This is a genomic window from Streptococcus cristatus ATCC 51100 (assembly GCF_000222765.1).
GTDB classification, from domain to species: Bacteria; Bacillota; Bacilli; order Lactobacillales; family Streptococcaceae; genus Streptococcus; species Streptococcus cristatus.
Genome location: NZ_AFUE01000008.1, coordinates 53140 through 75737, shown reverse-complemented (window position 1 = coordinate 75737; position 22598 = coordinate 53140). Strand labels below are relative to the sequence as shown.

The 22598-nt window shown below is 44.9% G+C and carries 20 protein-coding genes, 1 other RNA gene and 2 pseudogenes; 10 read left to right on the top strand and 13 right to left on the bottom strand.

Annotation, left to right across the window (positions count from 1 at the left end; translation table 11 throughout):
• Nucleotides 1–5: 5 nt before the first annotated feature.
• The 7 genes from HMPREF9960_RS10910 to HMPREF9960_RS10520 all read left to right on the top strand — a co-directional run bounded on the left by HMPREF9960_RS10910 (nucleotide 6) and on the right by HMPREF9960_RS10520 (nucleotide 4296).
• Nucleotides 6–338 (top strand): hypothetical protein, encoded by a 333-nt coding sequence (locus HMPREF9960_RS10910; protein ID WP_005592396.1) that lies wholly within the window; start codon nucleotides 6–8, stop codon nucleotides 336–338.
• Between the two features lie 357 nt (nucleotides 339–695).
• On the top strand, nucleotides 696–860 hold the full coding sequence (locus HMPREF9960_RS10830; RefSeq protein WP_005591037.1) for a hypothetical protein: 165 nt from the start codon (nucleotides 696–698) through the stop codon (nucleotides 858–860).
• Between the two features lie 171 nt (nucleotides 861–1031).
• Nucleotides 1032–2318 carry a hypothetical protein gene (locus tag HMPREF9960_RS10825; protein ID WP_005591039.1) on the top strand — a complete coding sequence of 429 codons (1287 nt, stop codon included), beginning with the start codon at nucleotides 1032–1034 and terminating at the stop codon, nucleotides 2316–2318.
• A 99-nt stretch (nucleotides 2319–2417) separates the two neighbouring features.
• On the top strand, nucleotides 2418–2558 hold the full coding sequence (locus HMPREF9960_RS10675) for a hypothetical protein (RefSeq protein ID WP_005591041.1): 141 nt from the start codon (nucleotides 2418–2420) through the stop codon (nucleotides 2556–2558).
• A 123-nt stretch (nucleotides 2559–2681) separates the two neighbouring features.
• Nucleotides 2682–3230, top strand: a complete 549-nt coding sequence (locus tag HMPREF9960_RS10525) for a hypothetical protein (protein WP_005591042.1) — start codon at nucleotides 2682–2684, stop codon at nucleotides 3228–3230.
• 3 nt (nucleotides 3231–3233) lie between these two features.
• Nucleotides 3234–3374: a hypothetical protein gene (locus HMPREF9960_RS10670; RefSeq protein ID WP_005591044.1), complete on the top strand. Its 141-nt coding sequence runs from the start codon at nucleotides 3234–3236 to the stop codon at nucleotides 3372–3374.
• Nucleotides 3358–4296 carry a hypothetical protein gene (locus tag HMPREF9960_RS10520; protein WP_141561244.1) on the top strand — a complete coding sequence of 313 codons (939 nt, stop codon included), beginning with the start codon at nucleotides 3358–3360 and terminating at the stop codon, nucleotides 4294–4296. The genes HMPREF9960_RS10670 and HMPREF9960_RS10520 overlap by 17 nt, the downstream gene beginning before the upstream one ends.
• A gap of 412 nt (nucleotides 4297–4708) precedes the next feature.
• On the opposite strand, the pseudogene HMPREF9960_RS11080 reads toward HMPREF9960_RS10520, so the two are convergent.
• Nucleotides 4709–5854: pseudogene (locus HMPREF9960_RS11080) on the bottom strand (MiiA motif-containing surface protein); the annotation flags it as partial.
• Between the two features lie 784 nt (nucleotides 5855–6638).
• Here HMPREF9960_RS11080 and HMPREF9960_RS07050 point away from each other — a divergent pair.
• Nucleotides 6639–7031: a hypothetical protein gene (locus tag HMPREF9960_RS07050; protein WP_005591048.1), complete on the top strand. Its 393-nt coding sequence runs from the start codon at nucleotides 6639–6641 to the stop codon at nucleotides 7029–7031.
• A 377-nt stretch (nucleotides 7032–7408) separates the two neighbouring features.
• On the opposite strand, the pseudogene HMPREF9960_RS11075 reads toward HMPREF9960_RS07050, so the two are convergent.
• The 6 genes and pseudogenes from HMPREF9960_RS11075 to HMPREF9960_RS07030 all read right to left on the bottom strand — a co-directional run.
• Nucleotides 7409–7546, bottom strand: a pseudogene (locus HMPREF9960_RS11075) (KxYKxGKxW signal peptide domain-containing protein); the annotation flags it as partial.
• Between the two features lie 389 nt (nucleotides 7547–7935).
• Nucleotides 7936–9399 (bottom strand): cell division site-positioning protein MapZ family protein, encoded by a 1464-nt coding sequence (locus HMPREF9960_RS07045; protein WP_005591052.1) that lies wholly within the window; start codon nucleotides 9397–9399, stop codon nucleotides 7936–7938.
• Between the two features lie 12 nt (nucleotides 9400–9411).
• The gene (locus HMPREF9960_RS07040; protein WP_005591054.1) at nucleotides 9412–10566 is read right to left on the bottom strand and encodes a THUMP domain-containing class I SAM-dependent RNA methyltransferase; all 1155 of its coding nucleotides are present in this window, start codon (nucleotides 10564–10566) and stop codon (nucleotides 9412–9414) included.
• Between the two features lie 198 nt (nucleotides 10567–10764).
• Nucleotides 10765–11132: RNase P RNA component class B (gene rnpB / locus HMPREF9960_RS10115), an RNA gene on the bottom strand.
• 14 nt (nucleotides 11133–11146) lie between these two features.
• Nucleotides 11147–11491 (bottom strand): cell division regulator GpsB, encoded by a 345-nt coding sequence (gene gpsB / locus HMPREF9960_RS07035; RefSeq protein WP_005592386.1) that lies wholly within the window; start codon nucleotides 11489–11491, stop codon nucleotides 11147–11149.
• Between the two features lie 71 nt (nucleotides 11492–11562).
• On the bottom strand, nucleotides 11563–12090 hold the full coding sequence (locus tag HMPREF9960_RS07030; protein WP_005591057.1) for an SLOG family protein: 528 nt from the start codon (nucleotides 12088–12090) through the stop codon (nucleotides 11563–11565).
• A gap of 67 nt (nucleotides 12091–12157) precedes the next feature.
• On the opposite strand from HMPREF9960_RS07030, the gene recU reads away from it, so the two are divergent.
• On the top strand, nucleotides 12158–12763 hold the full coding sequence (gene recU / locus HMPREF9960_RS07025; RefSeq protein WP_005591059.1) for a Holliday junction resolvase RecU: 606 nt from the start codon (nucleotides 12158–12160) through the stop codon (nucleotides 12761–12763).
• Entirely contained in the window at nucleotides 12756–14912 is a 2157-nt protein-coding gene (gene pbp1a, locus HMPREF9960_RS07020) for a penicillin-binding protein PBP1A (protein WP_005591061.1), read from the top strand. Before recU ends, pbp1a begins: the two co-directional genes overlap by 8 nt.
• A 79-nt stretch (nucleotides 14913–14991) precedes the next feature.
• Here the strand turns inward: pbp1a and pepC are convergent, their stop codons facing one another.
• The 6 genes from pepC to acpS all read right to left on the bottom strand — a co-directional run bounded on the left by pepC (nucleotide 14992) and on the right by acpS (nucleotide 22573).
• The gene (pepC, locus tag HMPREF9960_RS07015; RefSeq protein ID WP_005592378.1) at nucleotides 14992–16338 is read right to left on the bottom strand and encodes an aminopeptidase C; all 1347 of its coding nucleotides are present in this window, start codon (nucleotides 16336–16338) and stop codon (nucleotides 14992–14994) included.
• 133 nt (nucleotides 16339–16471) lie between these two features.
• A complete protein-coding gene (gene nadE, locus HMPREF9960_RS07010; protein WP_005591064.1) occupies nucleotides 16472–17296 on the bottom strand; it encodes an NAD(+) synthase in 825 nt (274 codons plus the stop codon).
• Nucleotides 17293–18753, bottom strand: coding sequence for a nicotinate phosphoribosyltransferase (locus HMPREF9960_RS07005; RefSeq protein ID WP_005591066.1), 1461 nt, complete (start codon nucleotides 18751–18753; stop codon nucleotides 17293–17295). The genes nadE and HMPREF9960_RS07005 overlap by 4 nt, the downstream gene beginning before the upstream one ends.
• 314 nt (nucleotides 18754–19067) lie before the next feature.
• Entirely contained in the window at nucleotides 19068–21083 is a 2016-nt protein-coding gene (gene recG, locus HMPREF9960_RS07000; RefSeq protein WP_005591068.1) for an ATP-dependent DNA helicase RecG, read from the bottom strand.
• Nucleotides 21084–21114: 31 nt separating this feature from the next.
• On the bottom strand, nucleotides 21115–22221 hold the full coding sequence (gene alr / locus HMPREF9960_RS06995; RefSeq protein WP_005591069.1) for an alanine racemase: 1107 nt from the start codon (nucleotides 22219–22221) through the stop codon (nucleotides 21115–21117).
• On the bottom strand, nucleotides 22211–22573 hold the full coding sequence (gene acpS, locus HMPREF9960_RS06990) for a holo-ACP synthase (RefSeq protein ID WP_037586297.1): 363 nt from the start codon (nucleotides 22571–22573) through the stop codon (nucleotides 22211–22213). The genes alr and acpS overlap by 11 nt, the downstream gene beginning before the upstream one ends.
• Nucleotides 22574–22598 lie beyond the last annotated feature (25 nt).

The window sequence follows — 22598 nt, the reverse complement described above, 5'->3', positions numbered from 1 at the left end:
GGCTGGTGCTCAATGAGCTTGAAGCTGATTCACTTGTTGAAACTGACTGGCTTGCGCTCAATGAAGCTGAGGCACTTGCACTTGCTGAGACAGACTGGCTCAGGCTTACTGATGCTGAAGCACTTGCACTTACTGAGACTGACTGGCTCAAGCTCAACGATGCTGAAGCACTTGCACTTACTGAGACAGACTGGCTGGTGCTCAATGAGCTTGAAGCTGATTCACTTGTTGAAACTGACTGGCTTGCGCTCAATGACGCTGAGGCACTTGCACTTGCTGAGACTGACTGGCTCAGGCTTACTGATGCTGAAGCGCTTGTGCTTGTTGAAACTGATTGACTCAGGCTCAATGACGCTGAAGCACTTGCACTTACTGAGACTGACTGGCTCAAGCTCAACGAAGCTGAGGCACTTGCACTTGCTGAGACAGACTGGCTCAAGCTCAATGACGCTGAAGCACTTGTTGAAACTGACTGGCTCAAGCTCAATGACGCTGAAGCAGACTCGCTGGTTGAGACAGACTGGCTGGTGCTCAATGACGCTGAAGCAGACTCGCTTGTTGAAACTGACTGGCTCAGGCTTACTGATGCTGAAGCACTTGCACTTGTTGAGACAGACTGACTCAAGCTCAGTGACGCTGAGGCACTTGCACTTGCTGATACTGACTGGCTCAAGCTCAACGATGCTGAGGCGCTTGTGCTTGTTGAAACTGATTGGCTCAAGCTCAACGATGCTGAAGCACTTGCACTTACTGAGACAGACTGGCTCAAGCTCAACGATGCTGAGGCACTTACGCTTGCTGAGACAGACTGGCTGGTGCTCAATGAGCTTGAAGCTGATTCACTTGTTGAAACTGATTGACTCAGGCTTACTGATGCTGAGGCGCTTGTGCTTAATGAGACAGATTGACTCAAACTCAACGATGCTGAAGCACTTGCGCTTGTTGAGACAGATTGGCTGCCACTCAACGAAGCTGAGGCTGATTCACTTGCTGAGACTGACTGGCTCAGGCTTACTGATACAGACTGGCTGGTGCTCAATGAAGTTGAAGCAGATTCACTTGCTGATACAGACTGGCTTGCGCTCATTGAGGTTGAAGCAGATTCACTTGTTGAAACGGACTGGCTCAAGCTCAACGATGCTGAAGCACTTGCACTTACTGAGACAGACTGGCTCAAGCTCAATGACGCTGAAGCGCTTGTGCTTACTGAGACCGACTGGCTCAAGCTCAACGATGCTGAGGCACTTGTGCTTACTGATACAGACTGGCTGGTGCTCAATGACGTTGAAGCTGATTCACTTGCTGAGACTGACTGGCTCAAGCTCAACGAAGCTGAGGCACTTGTGCTTGCTGAGACTGACTGGCTGGTGCTCAATGAGCTTGAAGCTGATTCACTTGTTGAAACTGACTGGCTTGCGCTCAATGAAGCTGAGGCACTTGCACTTGCTGAGACAGACTGGCTCAGGCTTACTGATGCTGAAGCACTTGCACTTACTGAGACTGACTGGCTCAAGCTCAACGATGCTGAAGCACTTGCTGAGACAGACTGGCTGGTGCTCAATGAGCTTGAAGCTGATTCACTTGCTGAGACTGACTGGCTCAGGCTTACTGATGCTGAAGCACTTGCACTTGCTGAGACTGACTGGCTCAAGCTCATTGACGCTGAGGCACTTGTGCTTACTGATACAGACTGGCTGGTGCTCAATGAAGTTGAAGCAGATTCACTTGCTGAGACTGACTGGCTCAGACTCAAGGATACTGAAACACTTGCACTTACTGAGACAGACTGGCTCAAGCTCAAGGACGCTGAAGCAGACTCGCTTGCTGAGACAGACTGGCTCAAGCTCAATGAGGTTGAAGCGCTTGTGCTTGTTGAAACTGACTGGCTTGCGCTCAATGAAGTTGAGGCACTTGCACTTGTTGAAACTGATTGGCTCAGGCTTAGTGACGCTGAAGCGCTTGTGCTTACTGAGACAGACTGGCTCAAGCTCAACGAAGCTGAGGCACTTGTGCTTACTGAGACAGACTGGCTGGTGCTCAATGACGTTGAAGCTGATTCACTTGCTGAGACTGACTGGCTCAAGCTCAAGGACGCTGAGGCACTTGTGCTTACTGATACAGACTGGCTGGTGCTCAATGAAGTTGAAGCAGATTCACTTGCTGATACAGACTGGCTTGCGCTCATTGAGGTTGAAGCAGATTCACTTGTTGAAACTGACTGGCTCAAGCTCAATGAAGTTGAGGCAGACTCGCTTGTTGAAACTGACTGGCTCAAGCTCAAGGACGCTGAAGCAGACTCGCTTGTTGAAACGGATTGACTCAAGCTTACTGATGCTGAGGCACTTGCGCTTGTTGAAACGGATTGACTCAAGCTTACTGATGCTGAAGCACTTGCACTTACTGAGACAGACTGGCTGGTGCTCATTGACGCTGAAGCAGACTCGCTTGTTGAGACAGACTGGCTTGCGCTCAATGAAGTTGAGGCACTTGCACTTGTTGAAACTGATTGGCTCAAGCTTACTGATGCTGAAGTGCTTGTGCTTGCTGAGACAGACTGACTCAAGCTTACTGATGCTGAAGCAGACTCGCTTGTTGAAACTGACTGGCTCAGGCTTACTGATGCTGAAGCACTTGCACTTGCTGAGACTGACTGGCTCAAGCTCATTGACGCTGAAGCGCTTGTGCTTGTTGAAACTGACTGGCTCAGGCTTACTGATGCTGAAGCACTTGCACTTGCTGAGACTGACTGGCTCAAGCTCATTGACGCTGAAGCGCTTGTGCTTGTTGAAACAGACTGGCTCAGGCTCAATGACGTTGAAGCTGATTCACTTGCTGAGACTGACTGGCTCAGACTCAATGAAGTTGAGGCACTTGCACTTGTTGAAACTGATTGGCTCAGGCTTAGTGACGCTGAAGCGCTTGTGCTTACTGAGACTGACTGGCTCAAGCTCAACGAAGCTGAGGCACTTGTGCTTACTGATACAGACTGGCTTGCGCTCAATGACGCTGAAGCGCTTGTGCTTACTGAGACAGACTGGCTAGTGCTCAATGATGCTGAAGCACTTGCACTTGTTGAAACGGATTGGCTCAAGCTTACTGATGCTGAAGCACTTGCACTTACTGAGACAGACTGGCTCAAGCTCAATGACGTTGAAGCTGATTCACTTGTTGAAACTGACTGGCTCAGGCTTACTGATGCTGAAGCACTTGCACTTGCTGAGACAGACTGACTTGTGCTCAATGACGCTGAGGCACTTGTGCTTACTGATACAGACTGGCTGGTGCTCAATGAAGTTGAAGCAGATTCACTTGCCGAAACAGACTGGCTCAAGCTCAATGACGCTGAAGCGCTCGTGCTTGTTGAGACGGATTGACTCAAGCTCAACGATGCTGAAGCTGACTCACTTGTTGAAACTGACTGGCTCAGGCTTACTGATGCTGAAGCACTTGCACTTACTGAGACAGACTGGCTCAGGCTTACTGATGCTGAAGTGCTTGTGCTTGCTGAGACAGACTGACTTGTGCTCAAGGACGCTGAAGCTGATTCACTTGCTGAAACTGATTGACTCAAGCTCAAGGACGCTGAAGCACTTGCGCTTGTTGAGACTGATTGACTCAGGCTTACTGACGTTGAAGCTGATTCACTTGCTGAAACGGATTGACTTAAGCTCAACGATGCTGAGGCACTTACGCTTGCTGATACAGACTGGCTTGCGCTCATTGAGGTTGAAGCAGATTCACTTGCTGAGACTGACTGGCTCAGGCTTACTGATGCTGAAGCACTTGCACTTGCTGAGACTGACTGGCTCAAGCTCAAGGACGCTGAGGCACTTGTGCTTACTGAGACAGACTGACTTGTGCTCAATGACGCTGAAGCAGACTCGCTTGTTGAAACTGATTGACTCAAGCTTACTGATGCTGAAGTGCTTGTACTTGCTGAGACTGATTGACTCAAACTCATTGACGCTGAAGCACTTGCGCTTGTTGAAACTGACTGGCTGGTGCTCAATGACGTTGAGGCAGATTCACTTGCTGAAACGGATTGACTGCCACTCAACGAAGATGAAGCACTTGCACTTACTGAAACTGACTGGCTTGCGCTCAATGACGCTGAAGCAGACCCGCTTGTTGAAACGGACTGGCTCAAGCTCAACGAAGCCGAAGCGCTATTACTCAATGAGGCAGATTGACTACCACTCAGTGAAGCGGAGGCGCTCTTACTTAATGAAACTGACTGACTCAAGCTCAACGAAGATGAAGCACTATTACTTAATGAGACGGATTGACTACCGCTAACCGAGCCAGAAACACTATTGCTCGCTGAAACCGAACGGCTGGCGCTCATCGATGCCGATTGGCTATTGCGCAAGGAAGTAGACAAGCTCTGGCTAGCAGAAACTGAACGGCTGGCGCTCAATGAAGCAGCGCTCTGACTCACTGAGACAGACTGACTACCGCTCACTGAGGCCGAAACACTATTTCTCGCTGAAACCGAGCGGCTGGCGCTCATCGATGCCGATTGGCTATTGCGCAAGGAAGTAGACAAGCTCTGGCTAGCAGAAACTGAACGGCTGGCGCTCGTTGAAGCCGACGCACTCGCTGATGTACTAGCACTTACTGAGGCACTGGTTGACTGTCTTTGACTTAGACTAGTTGAAGTACTGCTACTCTTATACTCACTATCAGAAAGTTTTACAGTGAACGTATCCGTAGTCTTATCTTTATAGATAATGGTAATTGTTCCATTGTTACTAATAGTAAAGGAATCAATACGTTTTTCCTGCTTATTGTTTAGTTTCTCAACAGCCGCCAATATACGAGTTTTTTCTTGAAGTTTTAATTCAGAAACATTCTCTACTTGGAAGGTTTCAGTCGGTGCTACCCCTTCCATAATATCTGTCAGTCTACCTTGCACAATACGGACATTACCTGGCGAAGCATTTCCTGCACTATTTTTATTCCCAGCCTTATCCGTTGCTACTGCATTACGTTGCCAACTATTTCTACCATTTTTATCGTACTCTAGATTATCATTCAAATGAGCTCTTACTGTAATACGAGCTGGACTAGCAGTAGTTGCTGTGATATTCCCCGTTAAATGCTCTACAGTCCCCGTCCCATATTTATTATCTTCAAAGAAATTATTTTTAAGGGCTGAACCATTTGCATCTTCATTTGAAACGATCTTAAATTCTGATAATTGCCCGCTATTATCTGTAGCAGTGAAATTAATTTGAATATCATCTCCTGCGTACACAACATAGTTGCCGTTTACAGGTGTTAGAGTTTGACCGTTACGAGTCACCGTCGCACTTGGAACTGGGACAGCATCCACATTAGCTGGGATAACAGCTGTAGTATTATCACGGTAGGTAATGGTAATATTCCCATTTTCAGCTACCGAAATCGTTCCGGTTACGCCATCTTTCGTAAAATCACTACCAGATAAAAGCGACTGGTTTTTTTCTTTAAATTTTTCAAGTACTTGATTGCGTTCACTTACAGTCAAAGAAGAGGGATTCTTAACAATAACAGTATCCCCACTAACTGGGTTGTGGCGTTCGTTGAAGCCTTTGATATGGAAATTCGTACGTGCTGTCGCAGTCAGACCATGAATATCTGTTACTGTGTACTCCAGAACATAGGTACCAGGCTTATAGGGTTTCCAAGTTCCGTTTTCACGACCCACCGTCCCTATTATGTTAATAGTGTATGTTCTTTGACCACCTGTTTTATTCCCCCTTTGATCATAGATATATAGATCTCCAAATTCCCCTTTCTTGTTAGTTGGATAGTTCGGTGCTTTTAAACCTGTAATAATAGCATTGGATGGGGAGGCCGTGATTTTAGCCATCCCTTTATCATCATTCAGTCTTATCTGAAAATTATTGATTGCTTCATCATTATAAATTGTGATAGTAGATGGCATAGAAATCGTAGGCGGATTAGAGGCTGCACGTGAGTGTGCCCCTCTAGCAATTTCTGTCCCATTTCGTGGATCACGCACACCAGAATTTGCCGCCAACACAGCATTGACAATCGAATTACGCGCTGAAGTAGCTTTTTGCAATACTGTTGTTAAATCACTAGTTGGATCAGTCAGGGCTTTTTCAATTTCTGTTACTGCAGCATTGGCCTTAGCAAGAGCTGAATCCGTATTTGGTAAATCAACCGCTTTTGCTAGATAGTCACCTATTTCAGCTGAAAGATTGGTCAACTTCCTACGGTTTTCTTCTTGTTGTTTAGCAGTGACTTCTGAAGATGCTAATGCAACCGCAGCAGCTTCAATTAAGCTAGTTGTGACAGAAGTTGATTGAACTCCACTAACACTATTCTTACCAGTAATTTCAGTTATTTTTAATTCAGCTGAGTCAATTTCAAGGTTCTTTGCTTCTTTTGAAGTAGAAGGTTGCTGGTCAATTGCTGTCGTCGATCCACTCTGTTCAATAGACAAACTTGACACTACAGAAACATTCGATCCACTTGTTGATTGACTGACATTAACCCTAATATTTTTATTGACAGCTCTGAATCCTGAGTAGCCCGCACTACGGAAGCCTGACCGACCAGACTCTTTTGGTGAAGTTGCTACGGTCTTATCTACCGTTTGACTCTTCTCAGCTTGTTTGAGCGCATCCTTGCCTTGGGCTTGGTTCTTATCAGCTACCACACCAGCGGCCAAGTTGTTGCTGGTTGCTAGGGCTTGGCTATTGCTCAACGTAGCACTAGCTACACTTTGTCCGGCAGCAGATGAGACAAAGCTATCAGCAACATTGACTCTGATATCCAGTGAGACAGAATTAGAAGCTGAGACAGAAGCATCAGCTACTGATGCGCTAGTTAGCACTTTATCCTGTTCTAGAGAAGTTGTAGTGTTAGCACTTTCTAGCTTAGCTGGCGCTTTGCTTTCTGATACCTTTGTAGCAGGCTCAGTACTCGCTGATTTGCTAGTCAAGACTGAATTGCTAGCAGATACAGACTGGCTGATAGAAGTTGAGTTACTAGCGGAAACTGATTGGCTGAGCGATTGACTAACAGACTGGCTAGTCGAGATGCTAAGAGAGACTGACTCACTTGTAGAGACAGAAGCGCTGACTGACTGAGCGGCTGAAACAGAGGCTAACTCAGAAGCTTGTTCTGCTTTTGCTTTTCGCATTTCCGCTTGCGCTTGAGCAATGATCGAATTTGTACTTGCTTCTGCTGCTTCCTCATTGTCCTTGACTTCAGCTGAGACAACTGCTTTATCAGTAGATTCAGATATTTCATCTGCATAGACAGACTGCTCCTGAGTCACCATTAGCCCCGCTGCCCCAGCGGCTAATATCCCTCCCAGGCCTGCAAGAGTATTGAGGCTCAGATGGTCGTGATCAAGCTCTTCAGTATCTGACAAGCTACTCGAGACAACTTCTCCCATTCCACCAATACGAAAGAGGTCGAGTTGAGAATTTGAAGCTTTTACCCAATTTTTCCCAGACTTATAGAGCTTATATCGCTTCTTTTCGTCAATAATCTCGAAATCTTTGTTATATTTCTTACTTCGAAACATCCTTTTCCTTTCCTTTTCCAACATGCCAGTTTTTGTTAATCTCATGACCATTAGCAAAGAAACTGACTTATTGCATGCTATAGTTTATAAGCAAAAATACACACTTTTTTACATTTTTATGCTAGGTGTCCTAATGCTCCAAGTAGTATTTTAACAAAAATAAGACAAGAATTCAATCTATTGAAATCTTCATTTATTGAAAATAAGCTTGATAAATCAAGCTATTTTAAACTGTCTATATTAACCTAGAGATTTAAATTATAGATTATTATAGGAATTAACAATACGTAACTATTTATACAAAAAAGTTAGACAGGCTGTCCGAGATACATGACCTCAGACCCGTCTAACTTTTTTATATATTTTGAATGGATTAGTGAGAAAGATGATTAATAATCCAAATCTTCTGCATACCCAGCTCCATTTCCTACAAAGTAGCCTGTCTTACAGTTCATACTAAATAGATAAGTACCGTCTGGTTTATAGAGATTGTAGTAGCCATTCCCCTTGACAATGTTAACTTTTTCAAGGATAAACTGATCTCCTGTGATGTAGCCGCGCTCGCGAGACACCTTGAGGATCGTTTCTAAAACACCTGGATTGAATGTCCAAGCAGGATTATTCACATCATCAATCGCGGCTTGATTGTAAGGCACACGGCTAAGGTGACGCTGGAGGTTGACTCCTGCACTTGGTAGTCCGATACCAGTTTCTGCATTTCTAATGCCACTAGGATCACTAGGCGCAGGATTAACAGCTGGCGGCGTTGATGGTGCGACTGGTGCTGTAGAAGGCGCTGACGGTTCCACTGTCGGACTAGGCGCTGGTGCTGGTAGCTGCTGACTGCGTCCTTGAGCAATAGCCGCCTTCAAGACCTCATCCAACTTGCTATTACCTGTCGATACATCTGGAAGATTAGCGTTTTCTTTCACTTGGGCATCCGTCTTCAAGAGACCATCAACGATAGCACCCGTATTGAATTGCGAATTCACACTTTGGATGGCAGAAATTTGCTTAACAAGATCATCATACTTCTTCTTAGCAGCTGTATATTCTGAGCTGCCAGTTAAGACATCTAACTTAGTTTTCAGCTTATCCAAATCGCCAAACTTGTCATTTTTGATAGCTGTCTGACTACTATCCGTAAAGAAGCTAGCATAAAGGTCTTCAAATTCTTTAGCAGCCTCTTTCTTAGCTTCGCTAGAGCTTGTCGATTTCTTTTTGCTAGAAGAAACGGTCGAACTGGAACTAGTTGTCGACTTGTGGCTCCCCCGACCTTGATGAAAGTACCAAGTCGTTCCAGCGGCAAGCGCTACAAGACCTAAGGCTGAGTATAGGAAGCCTTTCTTCTTGTAGAAAGGTTTTGTCTCAGGCTCGTCCTCATCTTCAAACACTGTCGGAACTGGATTTGATACCGGCTTTGTTGCCGGGATGATTGGTGCTTCAGCTGCAACTGTTAGCGCTGGTTGTGCAGGCTTTGTAGTTTCTACGTTTGCCGAGTTTGCAACTTCTGCTTTCACTGGCTGCACCGAAGGTAATGGCACATTGGCAGTATTTCCCTTCGCCTGAGACTGACTCTTAAGCTGTTTGATGGTCTCTTGTATCAAAGCTTCTTTTTGTTGTGCCAGCTCTTCCATGATTCTCAGCTTTTGGGTTTCAAATTTCCCTGCTTCGATTTCATCTCGGTGTTGCTTGATGTATTTATCAAGGATATTGTCTCCTTCGGTCACACCAGCTTCGACTTCCTCGTTTTTCCGAGCAGCCTGACCGACCGTCATTTCTTTCGCATCTTCTAAGTCAAGAACGGTTTCTTTTGATTCTTGCTCTGTTGGCATCTTTTCTTCTTTGCTCACAGCATTTCCTTTCTAATCTAGTTGTCTTTTGACCCTTTGGCCAAAGTATTGATATAAATCAACTTTTAAAGTACCATTGTAAAGTTTTCGTTTTTTGTCCGCCTGACTGCCGTATTTGGCTTCAAAAGCCTCATCGCTGGTCAAGATAAATTTACTCCATGTCTTCAAAGGAGCAAAGGTTTCTCCCATTTCTTGATAAAGCTTGGTTACCGCATCATTGTCTAACAAACGCTCGCCATAAGGCGGATTGGAAATAATGACGCCATTGATCTTGTCCGTATGAAGGTCTTGCAGACGCATTTGCTTAAAGTGAATCTGGTCAGCAACACCGGCTTCTTCCGCATTTTTCTTGGCAATCTCTACCAAACGGGCATCCAAATCGGAACCTGAAATATCCAGCTGAATATCTTGGTCAATCTGAGCCAGGGCTTCTGCCCGAAGTCGACGTACCAAGTCCTTGTCAACCCAATTCCAATCTTCAAAAGCAAAGGAACGGTGCAAACCTGGCGCCATCTTCATCCCAATCATGGCCGCTTCGATACAGAAGGTTCCTGATCCGCAAGTCGGGTCAATCAAGGGTTTGTCTGGGTACCAATTTGACAAAAGTAAAATCGCAGCTGCCATATTTTCCTTGATTGGTGCTCCGCCTTTTTCCGTCCGATAGCCACGTTTGAACAAGCTAGAGCCACTGGTATCAATCATGACCGTTACTAAATCTTTCAGAATGGAAACTTCAATCTTAAATTCTGCTCCATTTTCCTGCAAAGGGACACCTTCTGGACGTGCATAATGCTTTTGCAATTTTTTTACAACTGCTTTTTTTGAAATGGCTTGAACACTGGGCTCATTATGCAGTTTTGACTTGACACATTTGGCTTTAGAAATGGGAAATTTGGCACCTAAGGGGAGATAATTTTCCCAATCCAAAGCAAAGACACCTTGAAAAAACTCTTCAAATGTTTTGGCTGGAAATGTGCCCACAACAATCTTAATCCGATCTGCCGAGCGCAGCCAGAGATTGGTTTGAATGATAGTAGCCATGTCTCCGTTAAAGCGAACGCGGCCATTTTCAACCTGACAATCTAGACCCAAATCCCGAATCTCACGGCCGACCACAGCTTCCAGACCTGCTGCTGCAGTAGCAATTAAATTAAATCTTTCTTTCATTCTTTCTTACTCTATCAATTTCTGATTGGCCACACCGTTAAAGACTAGCCTCAGCTAGAAAGCAGAATGTTCTTGCTTGGCTTCTCATTTTGAGAAAAAACTTGCTTTCCTCATTTTAACCCTTCAGCTCACTTCTGTCAAAGGGAGTCTATACCTTAATCAAAAAGCTAGCATACGCTAGCTAACCTATGTGCAATTTTCTATAAGCCATGTTTTGTTCCAGAAATGACTAGGTACCATCTCCTTCGATAATCATCTGTCTACTGTTTCCAGTCAGAATGCTATGTTCGTTTCCACGCATTCCGTGCCCCGACCAAAGTTTGGGTTGCTAGCTTGAGGGGTTTACCGCGTTCCACTTCTTCTGTTTCCAGAAGAACTACGTCACTGTGGCACTTTCAGACCTATTCAGACCTATCTAAAGACTTAGCCTTTTCAGTCGCCGTAACGGATTGCTCCGTCCCTAGGCTTATTGTTTCGCCTAGCACAAACACTACCAGCATCACAGCCGGTGCTAGCATGGACTTTCCTCATGAAAATATCAAATCTTCACGCGATTATCCAAAAATTGCACTCTGCAACATTATTGCTCTTCGTTGTCCAGAATCTGTTTGCCAAAAACTTCCTTTTCCAAACGGCTTAAGCGTTTCAAAATATCGAAGTTAGTCGCTGTTCCCATCTGTGGCATCTCAATTGTTGGTGGAGCTGGCTGACTAGGCGTTGAAGGAGTAGCAGTTTCTTGATTCGATACCTGTTCCTTCAGAAGGGTAATCTCCTCACGCAACTCCTTTACCAAAGCTGCATAAGTTTCATAATCCTTGATTACATTATCCAAAAACTCATCCACTTCAGCCTTGCTATATCCTCGCACTTCACGCTTAAAGTCTTGATCAAAAATATCTTTTGCTGTATAAATAATACTCGCCATGCTCTCACTCCAATCTAGTTTATCATATCCAATTATATACGAAATCACCTATAAAAAGCAAGATGTATACCCTACTTTTCCGAAAAAATTTCTGCAACCTCATTCAGATCATCAAATGTTAATTTTTTGATAAAATACTGTTCTTGATTCTTCATCTCCCTGTAAAGATACTTAAGATTGGTCTCATTTTCCTCATCGTAAAACAGGTAAGCCCCGTCCGTATTTTGAAGCAGAAATTGGTTGTACTCGCGAAATTGACTCGGATTTTGATAGCTAGGATAAGCATATTTGACAAAATCTACTTGTTTAAAATCTGCTAGTTTAGCCTGATTTCCTTCGTTCCAATTTTTTCCTTGATCTTCAAAAAGAAAAATCGTAGCAATCTTGAAATTATAATCTTCTCTTAATTCCTGAGCAACTTCCAAAACCCAAGTTTCAAAACCTAAATTCCCCGTGAAGATAAGCCACTCCAATCCTTCATCCAGCAGGCGCTGTAAATCCCGTCTGACTGCTTCTTTGATGATCTTGATCCGCATATCTTTCTCATTCGTAATGCCAAGTTCAAAAGCCTTGTAACCTACAATTAATAGACTTGTCATTTATTCTCCCTCAAAAAATATTTTTATGATATAATAGAGTGATGTTATTGTACCAATAAGGAGTTTTATGGTCAACTACCCTCACAAGCTAAAGATAAAAAGTAAACTAGCCCATCCAGGTTCAAAGACGACTGTTAACTTTGCCAATCGTGGGATGTCTTTTGAGAAGATGATCAACGAATCCAACAGCTACTATTTGAGTAGGGGGCTCGCTGTCATTCATAAGAAACCGACACCCATTCAGATTGTCAAAGTGGACTATCCCCAACGCAGTCGCGCAAAGATTGTGGAGGCCTACTTCCGACAGGCATCCACGACCGATTATTCTGGTGTCTTTAAGGGACATTATATTGACTTTGAAGCCAAGGAAACACGGCAAAAAACGGCTATGCCTCTAAAGAATTTCCATCTACACCAGATTGAACATATGGAAGCTGTCCTTCAGCAAAAAGGAATTTGCTTTGTCTTACTTCATTTCTCCAGCTTGCGGGAGACTTATCTACTTCCGGCATCTTATTTGATTACATTTTATAAGATGGATAAAGGCGGAAAATCCCTCCCTTTATCTTACATTCAAGAACATGGATTTTTAATCGAAACAAAGCAATTTCCAAGCATCCCTTACCTTGAAATTATCGAACAAAAACTACTAGGTGGTATCACAAATGAATAAACAAACCCTTTTGCAGGCCTTAAAATATCTTGCAACTGCCCTCTTATCTCTCTTTATCATTGGAGTTGTGAGTGGCGTTCTTGTCTTCACATACTATGTCGCCAAGTCTCCTACCCTCTCTGAGAAGGACCTTGTCGCAACAACTTCAAGTAAGATTTACGATAGCGATAACAATCTGATTGCGGACCTAGGTTCTGAAAAGCGGGTCAATGCGTCAACAGACCAAATCCCTACACAGCTAGTAGATGCCATCGTTGCGATTGAGGACCACCGCTTCTTTAATCACCGTGGGGTTGATTTCATTCGGATAGGAGGAGCCTTCCTAAGCAATCTGAAAGGAGGCGGACGTCAAGGGGGATCTACCTTAACCCAGCAGTTGATCAAGTTGACTTATTTCTCCACTTCCTCAGCGGATGCTACCCTTTCTCGGAAAATCCAAGAAGCATGGCTGGCAACTCAGCTTGAGCGAAAGGCTACCAAGCAAGAAATCCTGACCTACTATGTCAATAAAGTCTATATGTCTAATGGAAATTACGGGATGCAAACAGCTTCTCAAAGTTACTATGGCAAAGATTTGAAAGATTTGACCCTTCCTCAGATTGCCCTGCTTGCAGGAATGCCTCAGGCTCCTAACCAATATGACCCTTACACAAACCCAGAAGCTGCCACTCAACGTCGTAATCTCGTACTATCTGAAATGTATGAACTCAAGTACATCTCACCAGAACAATACGAACAAGCTATCAATACACCAGTGACCGACGGCTTACAGAGCTTGAAAAATTCAGCTAGCTATCCTGCCTATATGGATAACTACTTAAAAGAAGTTATTGAGCAAGTCGAAGAAGAAACTGGCTACAATGTCCTTACGACTGGTATGGAAGTTTATACCAACGTTAATACCGAAGCCCAGAAAAAATTGTGGGATATTTACAACACGGAAGAATATGTTGCTTATCCAGATGATGAACTGCAAGTGGCATCAACTGTTATGGATGTTACCAACGGGAAAGTCATTGCCCAACTGGGTGCTCGCCATCAGTCTTCCAACGTTTCTTTTGGTACCAACCAAGCAGTCGAAACGAATCGCGACTGGGGTTCTACCATGAAACCAATCACCGATTATGCCCCAGCCTTGGAATACAATGTTTTCACTTCCACTGCTGCCTCAATCCAAGATGCTCCTTACTATTTCCCTGGAACCTCTACTCCTGTCTATAACTGGGATAAACGCTATTATGGCTGGATTACTATCCAATACGCTATCCAAGAATCCCGTAACGTACCAGCCGTCAAATCGCTGGAAGCAGTCGGATTAGATAATTCATTGAAGTTCCTCAATGGCCTTGGTATTAATTACCCTGAAATGCATTATTCTAATGCGATTTCAAGTAATACAAGCGAATCTGGTAACCAATACGGAGCAAGTAGCGAAAAAATGGCTGCCGCTTACGCTGCCTTTGCTAATGGCGGTACATATTACAAACCGCAATACGTCAACCGAGTTGTCTTTAGCGACGGTACAGAAAAAGTCTTTTCAAATGGCGGATCAAAAGCCATGAAAGAAACGACAGCCTACATGATGACAGACATGATGAAGACCGTTCTTCAATCTGGAACTGGTACCAATGCTGCAATTCCAGGAGTCTATCAAGCAGGTAAAACCGGCACTTCCAACTATGCAGATGATGAACTAGAGAAGTTGACAAAACCTTATTACAGTTCTAGCATTGTCACACCAGACGAGCTGTTTGTTGGCTACACTCCACAGTACTCTATGGCTGTTTGGACCGGTTACTCAAACCGCCTCACTCCTGTTTTAGATGATGGAGTTAAGGTAGCAACCGATGTTTACCGCTCTATGATGCTCTATCTGACAGGCTATAGCAATGAAGACTGGACACCACCAAGCGGACTTTTCCGTAGCGGATCCTATCTCTATCTCAATGGTACTTCTACTTACAGCCGCGCTTATACCCAATCATCTTCAAGCTCTACTTCTGAGTCAAGCTCAGAATCTTCAAGTCAAAGTACGAGTGAATCCAGCGAAGAACATAGTAGTACCAACTCTAGTTCCCAAACAAGTTCAACAAGTTCTGGAACAACCAGCGGCTCAACTAGTTCTAACCAAGGAACTGAACATCGTTAAACAAAAAAGATTGGATTTTAGAAATCCAATCTTTTTTATGTTTAAATAAATCAATAGCTTTCTGCAATTGCTCATCCTATCAAATCATTTCTCCATTAGCAAGAGCTCCCATTGGATCCCACGGTGCTAGGACAAGAGGCTCTGCTTCATAAGCAGCTAATTCTGCAGCTGTCAGAAACTCCTTTCGGACGACGATTTGATAGGTATACTCGTCCATCCAAGCGTCGCTAGCGACAAAGTATCCCTTATCTCCAACCTTTTCGCCCCAAGAATTTTCTACCTTCCATTTTTTAGCTTGACCCTTTTCATCCAAGTCTACTCCAGCCAGTACCATTGCATGAGTCATAAGACTTTCGCTGTAATCAAGACGACCCGCCTTATCTTGGGTCAACTGGATATCCATACTAGAGGTTAAATCATGCATACCTGCTTCCATGATCCCAGCCTTGCGATTGCTGGACTGACCCACATCAGAGCCAAACCAAACAGTCTCGCCAGCCTGCATCTGAGCGATAGCCAATTCCTTGAGACGTTTCATTTCTACATTCAAATAGCGAACAGGTTTACTGCCGACTACATTGCCCAACATCTCGACTGTGTAAGACTTGCCATAAGGTTTATCGGCTGTTGGCGCATTGATAATTGACACATAGTCATCCAGCTTGAGGTCGACATATTTTTGGTAAAAGGCCTGCGGAGTCAAATCAGCTTCCCTATGGTAATTACCGTCCTTGTCCCGATAAGCAAAGTCAAACTTCCGAGGTGGCAAGCCCAACGACATCGCTAAGAAGTTGAAAATTTCCTGTAGCAAAGCTTCTTTCTTAGCTTGTAGACTAGCTTCATCCGCACCATTCAGGGCCAGCTCACGCAAGATTTGCGCATCCTGACGCAGGAGTTTATTGAGCAACTGATTGAGCTCACGGCTATTGCTGGAAGAAATTGACTCTGGATAGACTGACTTAGGCACGACGCCGTATTTCTCAAAAAGTGCCACGACCATATCCCACTGACCGCCATCCTGCTGAGGCGTATCTAGGAGAAACTTGACCTTGCGACTAGTCAATTCTTGGTCAGACGTTGCCAAAACCTGCTCCAAGAACCAGTTGGACTTTTCATACTTATCCCAAAAGAAGGTATGAGCCTGAGAGAGCTCAAAATCCTCCAATTGGAAACCTGCAATCATCTTGTGGCGGAAAGTATTGAGAGCCGCAAACATCCAGCAGCGGCCAGATGCTTTTTGGTCACTGACCTTGTCTTTGGTGAGATCTAGTGAGAAAACAGGGGCATTTTCTACAGCAGCAGTCCGTTTTTCCAAAGAAGTCAATAGACCATTGTGGCTAATAGCATTTTCCATTGCCGCATACTTGGGGTTAGCCTCATAAGCAGCGTATAACTTATCTGTAAAATCTTGTTTTAATGAATTCATAGAGTCCTCCTTGTCATTATACATCTATTATAGAACTTTAAAAAAAGAGCGCAAGTGAAAAAGTTAGGCAAGCCTAACTTTTTCATTGCTTCCTCATTTCTTGGCTCAGACTAAAAAGTTTCGATCGAGATTTTCACTTCCAAAATTCATCAAAAATCGTAATCGGCAAATGGCGTTTGTGCTGACCTTTATGCCACCAAGACTCGATCGTTTCTTGGGCTTGGGGTGAAACGGACTTGCCTTCGAGATAGTCGTCAATTTCATTATAGGTCACGCCCAGAGCGACTTCATCCGCAATCCCCGGTTTTTCTTCTTCCAAATCAGCCGTCGGCACCTTTTCATAGAGAGCCGGATCCGCTCCTAAGGCAGCCAAAAGTTGCTTGCCTTGCCGCTTGTTGAGACGGTAAAGTGGTAAGATATCTGCTCCGCCATCTCCGAACTTGGTGAAAAAGGCCGTAACATTTTCTGCTGCGTGGTCGGTCCCAATGACAGCCCCACTATATGAACCAGCCAAAGCATACTGGGCAATCATGCGGCTGCGGGCCTTGATATTGCCCTTGTTAAAATCAGAGACTTTGGCACCCGTTGCTTCTACAGCCTTTGTCATGGCATCAGCAGATTCCTTGATATTGACTGTCAGACTGACATCAGGCTGGATAAAAGCTAGAGCTTTTTGGGCATCGTCTTCATCCGCTTGAATGCCGTAAGGCAGGCGGACAGCGATAAAACGATAGCTCTCATCTCCTGTCTCTGCCCGCATTTCTTCTACGGCTATCTGGGCTAAACGACCAGCCAAGGTTGAGTCCTGACCGCCAGAAATTCCCAGAACATAGCTTTTCAAAAAAGGGTGCTTTCTCAGATAGGCCTTGAGAAAGTCCACCGACTTGCGAATTTCTTCCTTTGGGTCAATGATTGGTTTGACGCCCAGTTGAGCGATGATTTCTTCTTGTAGGCTCATTTTTCTGCTCCTGTCTGGTAGGCTTTCTTGCGCATCTGGTCAATAAAGTCCATCTTGTCCTGCCAAATATCACGCGCCAAGTCAACTGGATAATCTTGCGGATTGAGGACCCGCTTGTATTCGTCCCAGAGTTTGTCAAATTCTTGGCGGGCATAGTCCTGAATTTCAGATAGACTCGGCAACTCGTAAACGAGCTGACCTTCTTTATAAATATCTACTAAGAGCGGCACCGCATCAAAATTCTTGACTGTTTTATTGATATAAGTATAAGTCGGATGGAACATTTCGAGCTCTTCCTGATGATTGACATCCACACCATCATAAGTGATGTAGTCGCCCTCAGACTTGCCTTTTTCACGGCTGGTAATCCGCCAAACCTGCTTCTTACCTGGAGTAGAAACTTTTTCGGCATTATTGGACAGCTTGATGGTATTGCGCAATTCTCCATTCTCATCTTCAATAGCAACAATCTTATAAACTGCTCCTAAAGCCGGCTGGTCGTAGGCTGTAATGAGCTTGGTTCCCACACCCCAGACATCAATCTTAGCCTTTTGCATTTTTAAGTTGAGGATGGTATTCTCATCCAAATCATTGGAAGCGTAGATTTTAGCATTTGGGAAGCCCGCTTCATCTAACTGCTGACGAACTTTTTTGGAAATATAGGCTAGGTCTCCAGAATCGATCCGCACGCCCAAGAAATTGATTTTATCCCCAAATTCACGCGCTACACGGATGGCCGTAGGAACCCCAATCCGAAGGGTATCATAGGTGTCTACCAAGAACACACAGTCCCGATGAGTACTTGCATAAGCCTTGAAAGCCTCGTAATCATTGCCATAAACCTGCACAAGTGCATGGGCATGCGTCCCCAGAACGGGAATATCAAAGAGCTTACCTGCTCGAACATTGCTGGTGCCATTGGCTCCACCGATAACGGCCGCCCGCGTACCCCAAATCGCCGCATCCATTTCCTGAGCACGACGGGTACCAAACTCCATCAACGGCTCATCTTCGATCACAGAGCGGATGCGAGCTGCCTTGGTCGCAATCAAGGTTTGGAAATTCACGATATTTAAAATCGCTGTTTCCACCAACTGACATTGAGCCAGCGGTCCTTCGACCTGAACAATCGGCTCATTGGCAAAAACCAAATCTCCTTCTTTAGCTGAACGCACGGTCAGCTGCATCTTGAAATCGCGTAAATACTCTAAGAAAGCTCCATTATAGCCCAAAGACGCTAAATAGTCCAAATCCGTCTGACTGAATGTCAAATCATTCAGATAAGCCACAATCCTCTCTAAGCCCGCAAAAACGGCATAGCCATTATTAAAAGGATTCTTGCGAAAATAGACTTCAAAAACAGCACGCTTATTATGGATACCTTCGTTGAAATAAACCTGCATCATATTGATTTGGTATAAGTCTGTATGTAAAGTCAAACTGTCATCTGGAAACATAATTGAGCTCCTTTTATCATAGTTATTCTATATTATAACATAAATTGCAAGAAAGCCTTGATTCAATAGCAAAATACCTCCAGAATTTCTTCCGGAGGTATCTTCTTTTATCTTTCACTTGGAATTATTAGATTCCATAAGTCTTGTTCACGCGGCGCATCTGTTTGAATTCTTTTTTATAGGTTACTTTAACTGCTACTTTCATTTTTGCCACCTCGTTTCTTTTGATACTTTTATTATAGACCTCAAAGCTTAAGGAAGGCTTAGAATTTTCTTGCAGAAAGCTTAAACAAATAAATCCAAACTTTATCTAGCTAGTCCAGATAATCGCGTTTTTCTAGATGCAGGGATACTAGGTGCCAGTTGGCATCCTGCCGCCAGCTAGGATTGGCGACTATTTGACTGGCTACCTTGCGCGCTTCTTCCAGAATGGGATAATCCTCCACGATGTCCGCCACCTGAAACTCTGGAATACCAGACTGACGGGTACCGAAAATTTCACCAGAGCCACGCATCTTGAGGTCTTCCTCAGCCAGAACGAAGCCATCTGTTGTCTCGGTCATGATTTTCATCCGTTTCTTGCCAGACTCTGTCTTGGGATTGGCAACTAGAACGGCATACGATTGCTTATTTCCCCGACCAACTCGGCCCCGCAGCTGATGAAGCTGGCTGAGTCCGAAGCGATCAGCATCCATGATAACCATGATGGTCGCATTCGGAACATTGACGCCGACTTCAATAACTGTAGTTGACACTAGAATATCCGTTTTCCCATCCTTGAAATCCTGCATAATGGCTTCTTTTTCGTCATTTTTCATACGACCGTGAAGGAGAGCCACCTGAGCCTGATTGGCAAAGTAGGCCTTAAGTTCTTCCTCTAGAGCAATCGCATTTTTTAAATCCAAAGCCTCCGATTCCTCAATCAAGGGAGAAATAAAGTAGACTTGGGCGCCCTTGGCCAGCTCTTTTTTCATCCAGTCCAAAACCACTTCTAATTGCTCGTGCTTGACCCAGCGAGTAATGATGGGCTTGCGGCCAGCCGGCATCTGGTCAATGATGGAGACGTCCATATCGCCAAAAGCGGTAATAGCCAAAGTTCGAGGAATCGGCGTGGCTGTCATCATGAGAACGTCTGGATTATTTCCCTTTTCCCGCAAAATCCGACGCTGGTCCACCCCAAAACGATGCTGCTCATCAATGATGACTAAGCCAAGTCGATGATAAACTACCCCTTCCTGAATCAAGGCATGAGTGCCGACCACCATATCTACTTGCCCCGACTCTATGGCAGCTAAAGTCTCTCTGCGTTCAGCGGCTTTCATGCCACCAGTCAGGAGGGCCAAATTCAGCTCAGGAAAGAGCTGAGCCAGGCTGTCCAGATGCTGCTCAGCCAAGATTTCTGTCGGAACCATCAAAGCCGACTGGTAACCTGCCGTATAGGCGGCATACATAGCCAAACCAGCCACCACAGTCTTACCACTACCAACATCTCCCTGCAGGAGGCGGTTCATATGGGCAGGCGATTGCAAATCACTGAGAATTTCTTCCAGACTCCGCTCCTGAGCTTCCGTCAAAGAAAATGGCAATGCATCCTTCTTTTGAGCCAGCATTTTTTCCTGCCAAGGAATAGCCAGTCCCTGACTGACATCCTTGGTCTCATGCTTCAAAACCTGCAGTTGCATCTGAAAATAAAAAAGTTCTTCAAACTTGACTCGACGCAGGGCCTGCTTATATTCCGCCAAATCCCTAGGAAAGTGCATGGCACGCACAGCTTGAGTGCGCTCCAAAAGCTGGTAACGCTCCAGAAGGACAGGAGGAAGATTTTCCTCTAACAACCGATCCAAACCTTGGTCAAAGGCCACCTTAATCAGCTTGACTAGACTGGCCTGACTGATCCCTTGGGCAACTCGATAAACTGGCTGCAAGTCGTCTTCGACCTGAGCTAACACCTTCATCCCCGTCAGACTAGCCTTGGTCTTATCCCATTTACCAAAAATAGCCACCGTTGCTCCCAGCTCGATCTTATCTGCCAGATAAGGCTGGTTGAAAAAATTGACTGCAATTGCGACTTCTCCCTGCTTGATCGTGAAACGCAGGCGATTGCGCTTGTAGCCATAGTACTGGACATTAGCTGGAGTCGCGACGATCCCAGAAATGACCGCCTTTTCTCCATCTTCTAAATCAAGGACATTCTTACTCTTAAAATCTTCATAGCGAAAAGGAAAATAGAGCAGGAGATCCTGTAGGCTCTCAAGGCCTAGTTTTTTAAATTTTTCAGCCGATTTTGGCCCCACTCCTGGCAGGGCCGTTAAAGCCTGATGCAGATTCATCCCGTCTCCTTTCCTTCTTCTTGATTGTCTTTTACTTTTTATACTCTCTCGGTACCCTATCGCTGATTAAGCAGACCACTTCATAGTTAATCGTACCACGCTTTTCTGCCACATCCGTTGCTGTGATAAGCTCGGCGCCACTCTGGCCAATCAAGACCACCTGCGTTCCCAAAGGATAGACTCGAGGCAGACGTACCGTGATTTGATCCATAGAAACCCGACCGACAATAGGACAGCGCTGACCATCGATCAAGACATCAAAGCCCTGCATGTCGCGGGTCCAGCCATCGGCATAACCCAGAGGAATCGTTCCAATGATTTGCTGGCTATCACTGGTATAGGTCGCCCCATAGCCGACATGGGCGCCCGCTTGAATTTCTTTGACGTGAACCAGAGCAGATTCTAAGCTCAGAGCTGGTTTGACCTCATAAGGCAGGTCCAGCACTCGTCCGCTAGGATTCAATCCGTAAATAATATCGCCCAGCCGAACAGCATTCATAATCGTTTCACTATGCCAAAGAGTTGTTGCAGAGTTACTAGCATGCACAACTGGCGGCAAGAAAGCTAACTCACTCAAAATCTCTTTAAAACGATTTAATTGGGCTACAAAATGACTTGTATCTAATTCATCTGCAGTTGCAAAATGAGTAAAAATTCCTTCTACCACAGCTCCTGCTGCTTGCAAGCGGCTAATTGCTTGCTGGGCTTCTTGACTATCACGGAAGCCAATGCGTCCCATGCCTGAATCAATCTTTATATGAACAGTCAAGCCCGTCAGATCAGCTTGCTGGTTCAAGAGCTCCTCCAACCAAGCTAGGCTAGCCACTGTCAGGGTAATCTGCTGCTGGATCGCTAAAGGCACAGCCTCCAATGAAGAAACACCCAAAATAAGAATGGATTTAGCAATGCCAGCTTCTCGTAGTTCGAGGGCTTCGTCAATATTAGATACACAAAAACCATCTACAAGCGGCTGAATATGCTGAGAGACAGGAACCGCACCATGTCCATAAGCATTGGCCTTGACTACTGCCCACTTCTGGACCGACTGGGGAATATGAGCCGCAATTTGCTCAATATTAAATGCAATAGCAGACAGGTCTATGACTGCTTTAGTGGGTCTATGTAGACTAGCTTTCATTATCTTCCTCCAAAATCACACTAGCGGTTACTAGATTTCCGGCATGACTGATTGATAGCCATACCGAACCAGCAAAGGGAGACCTACTAAAATAAGGTGCCCCCTTATCATCATTTAAAATTTCCAAATCTTGAAAAGTCACAGGGCCAATACCGGTTCCCCAAGCCTTGGCAAAGGCTTCTTTGGCTGACCAACGACCTGCCAAATATTCCAGCTTTCGCTTGCCCTTTAAGGAGCTGAACCGAGCCAACTCCTGAGCCGTCAAGATTTTCTCAGCAAAGCGCTCATTCTTCTCGTAGGCCCGACCAATGCTGGAAATCTCTTCTATATCTATTCCATGTCCTCTTATCATACTTCTATCAGGAATACAAAGCAAG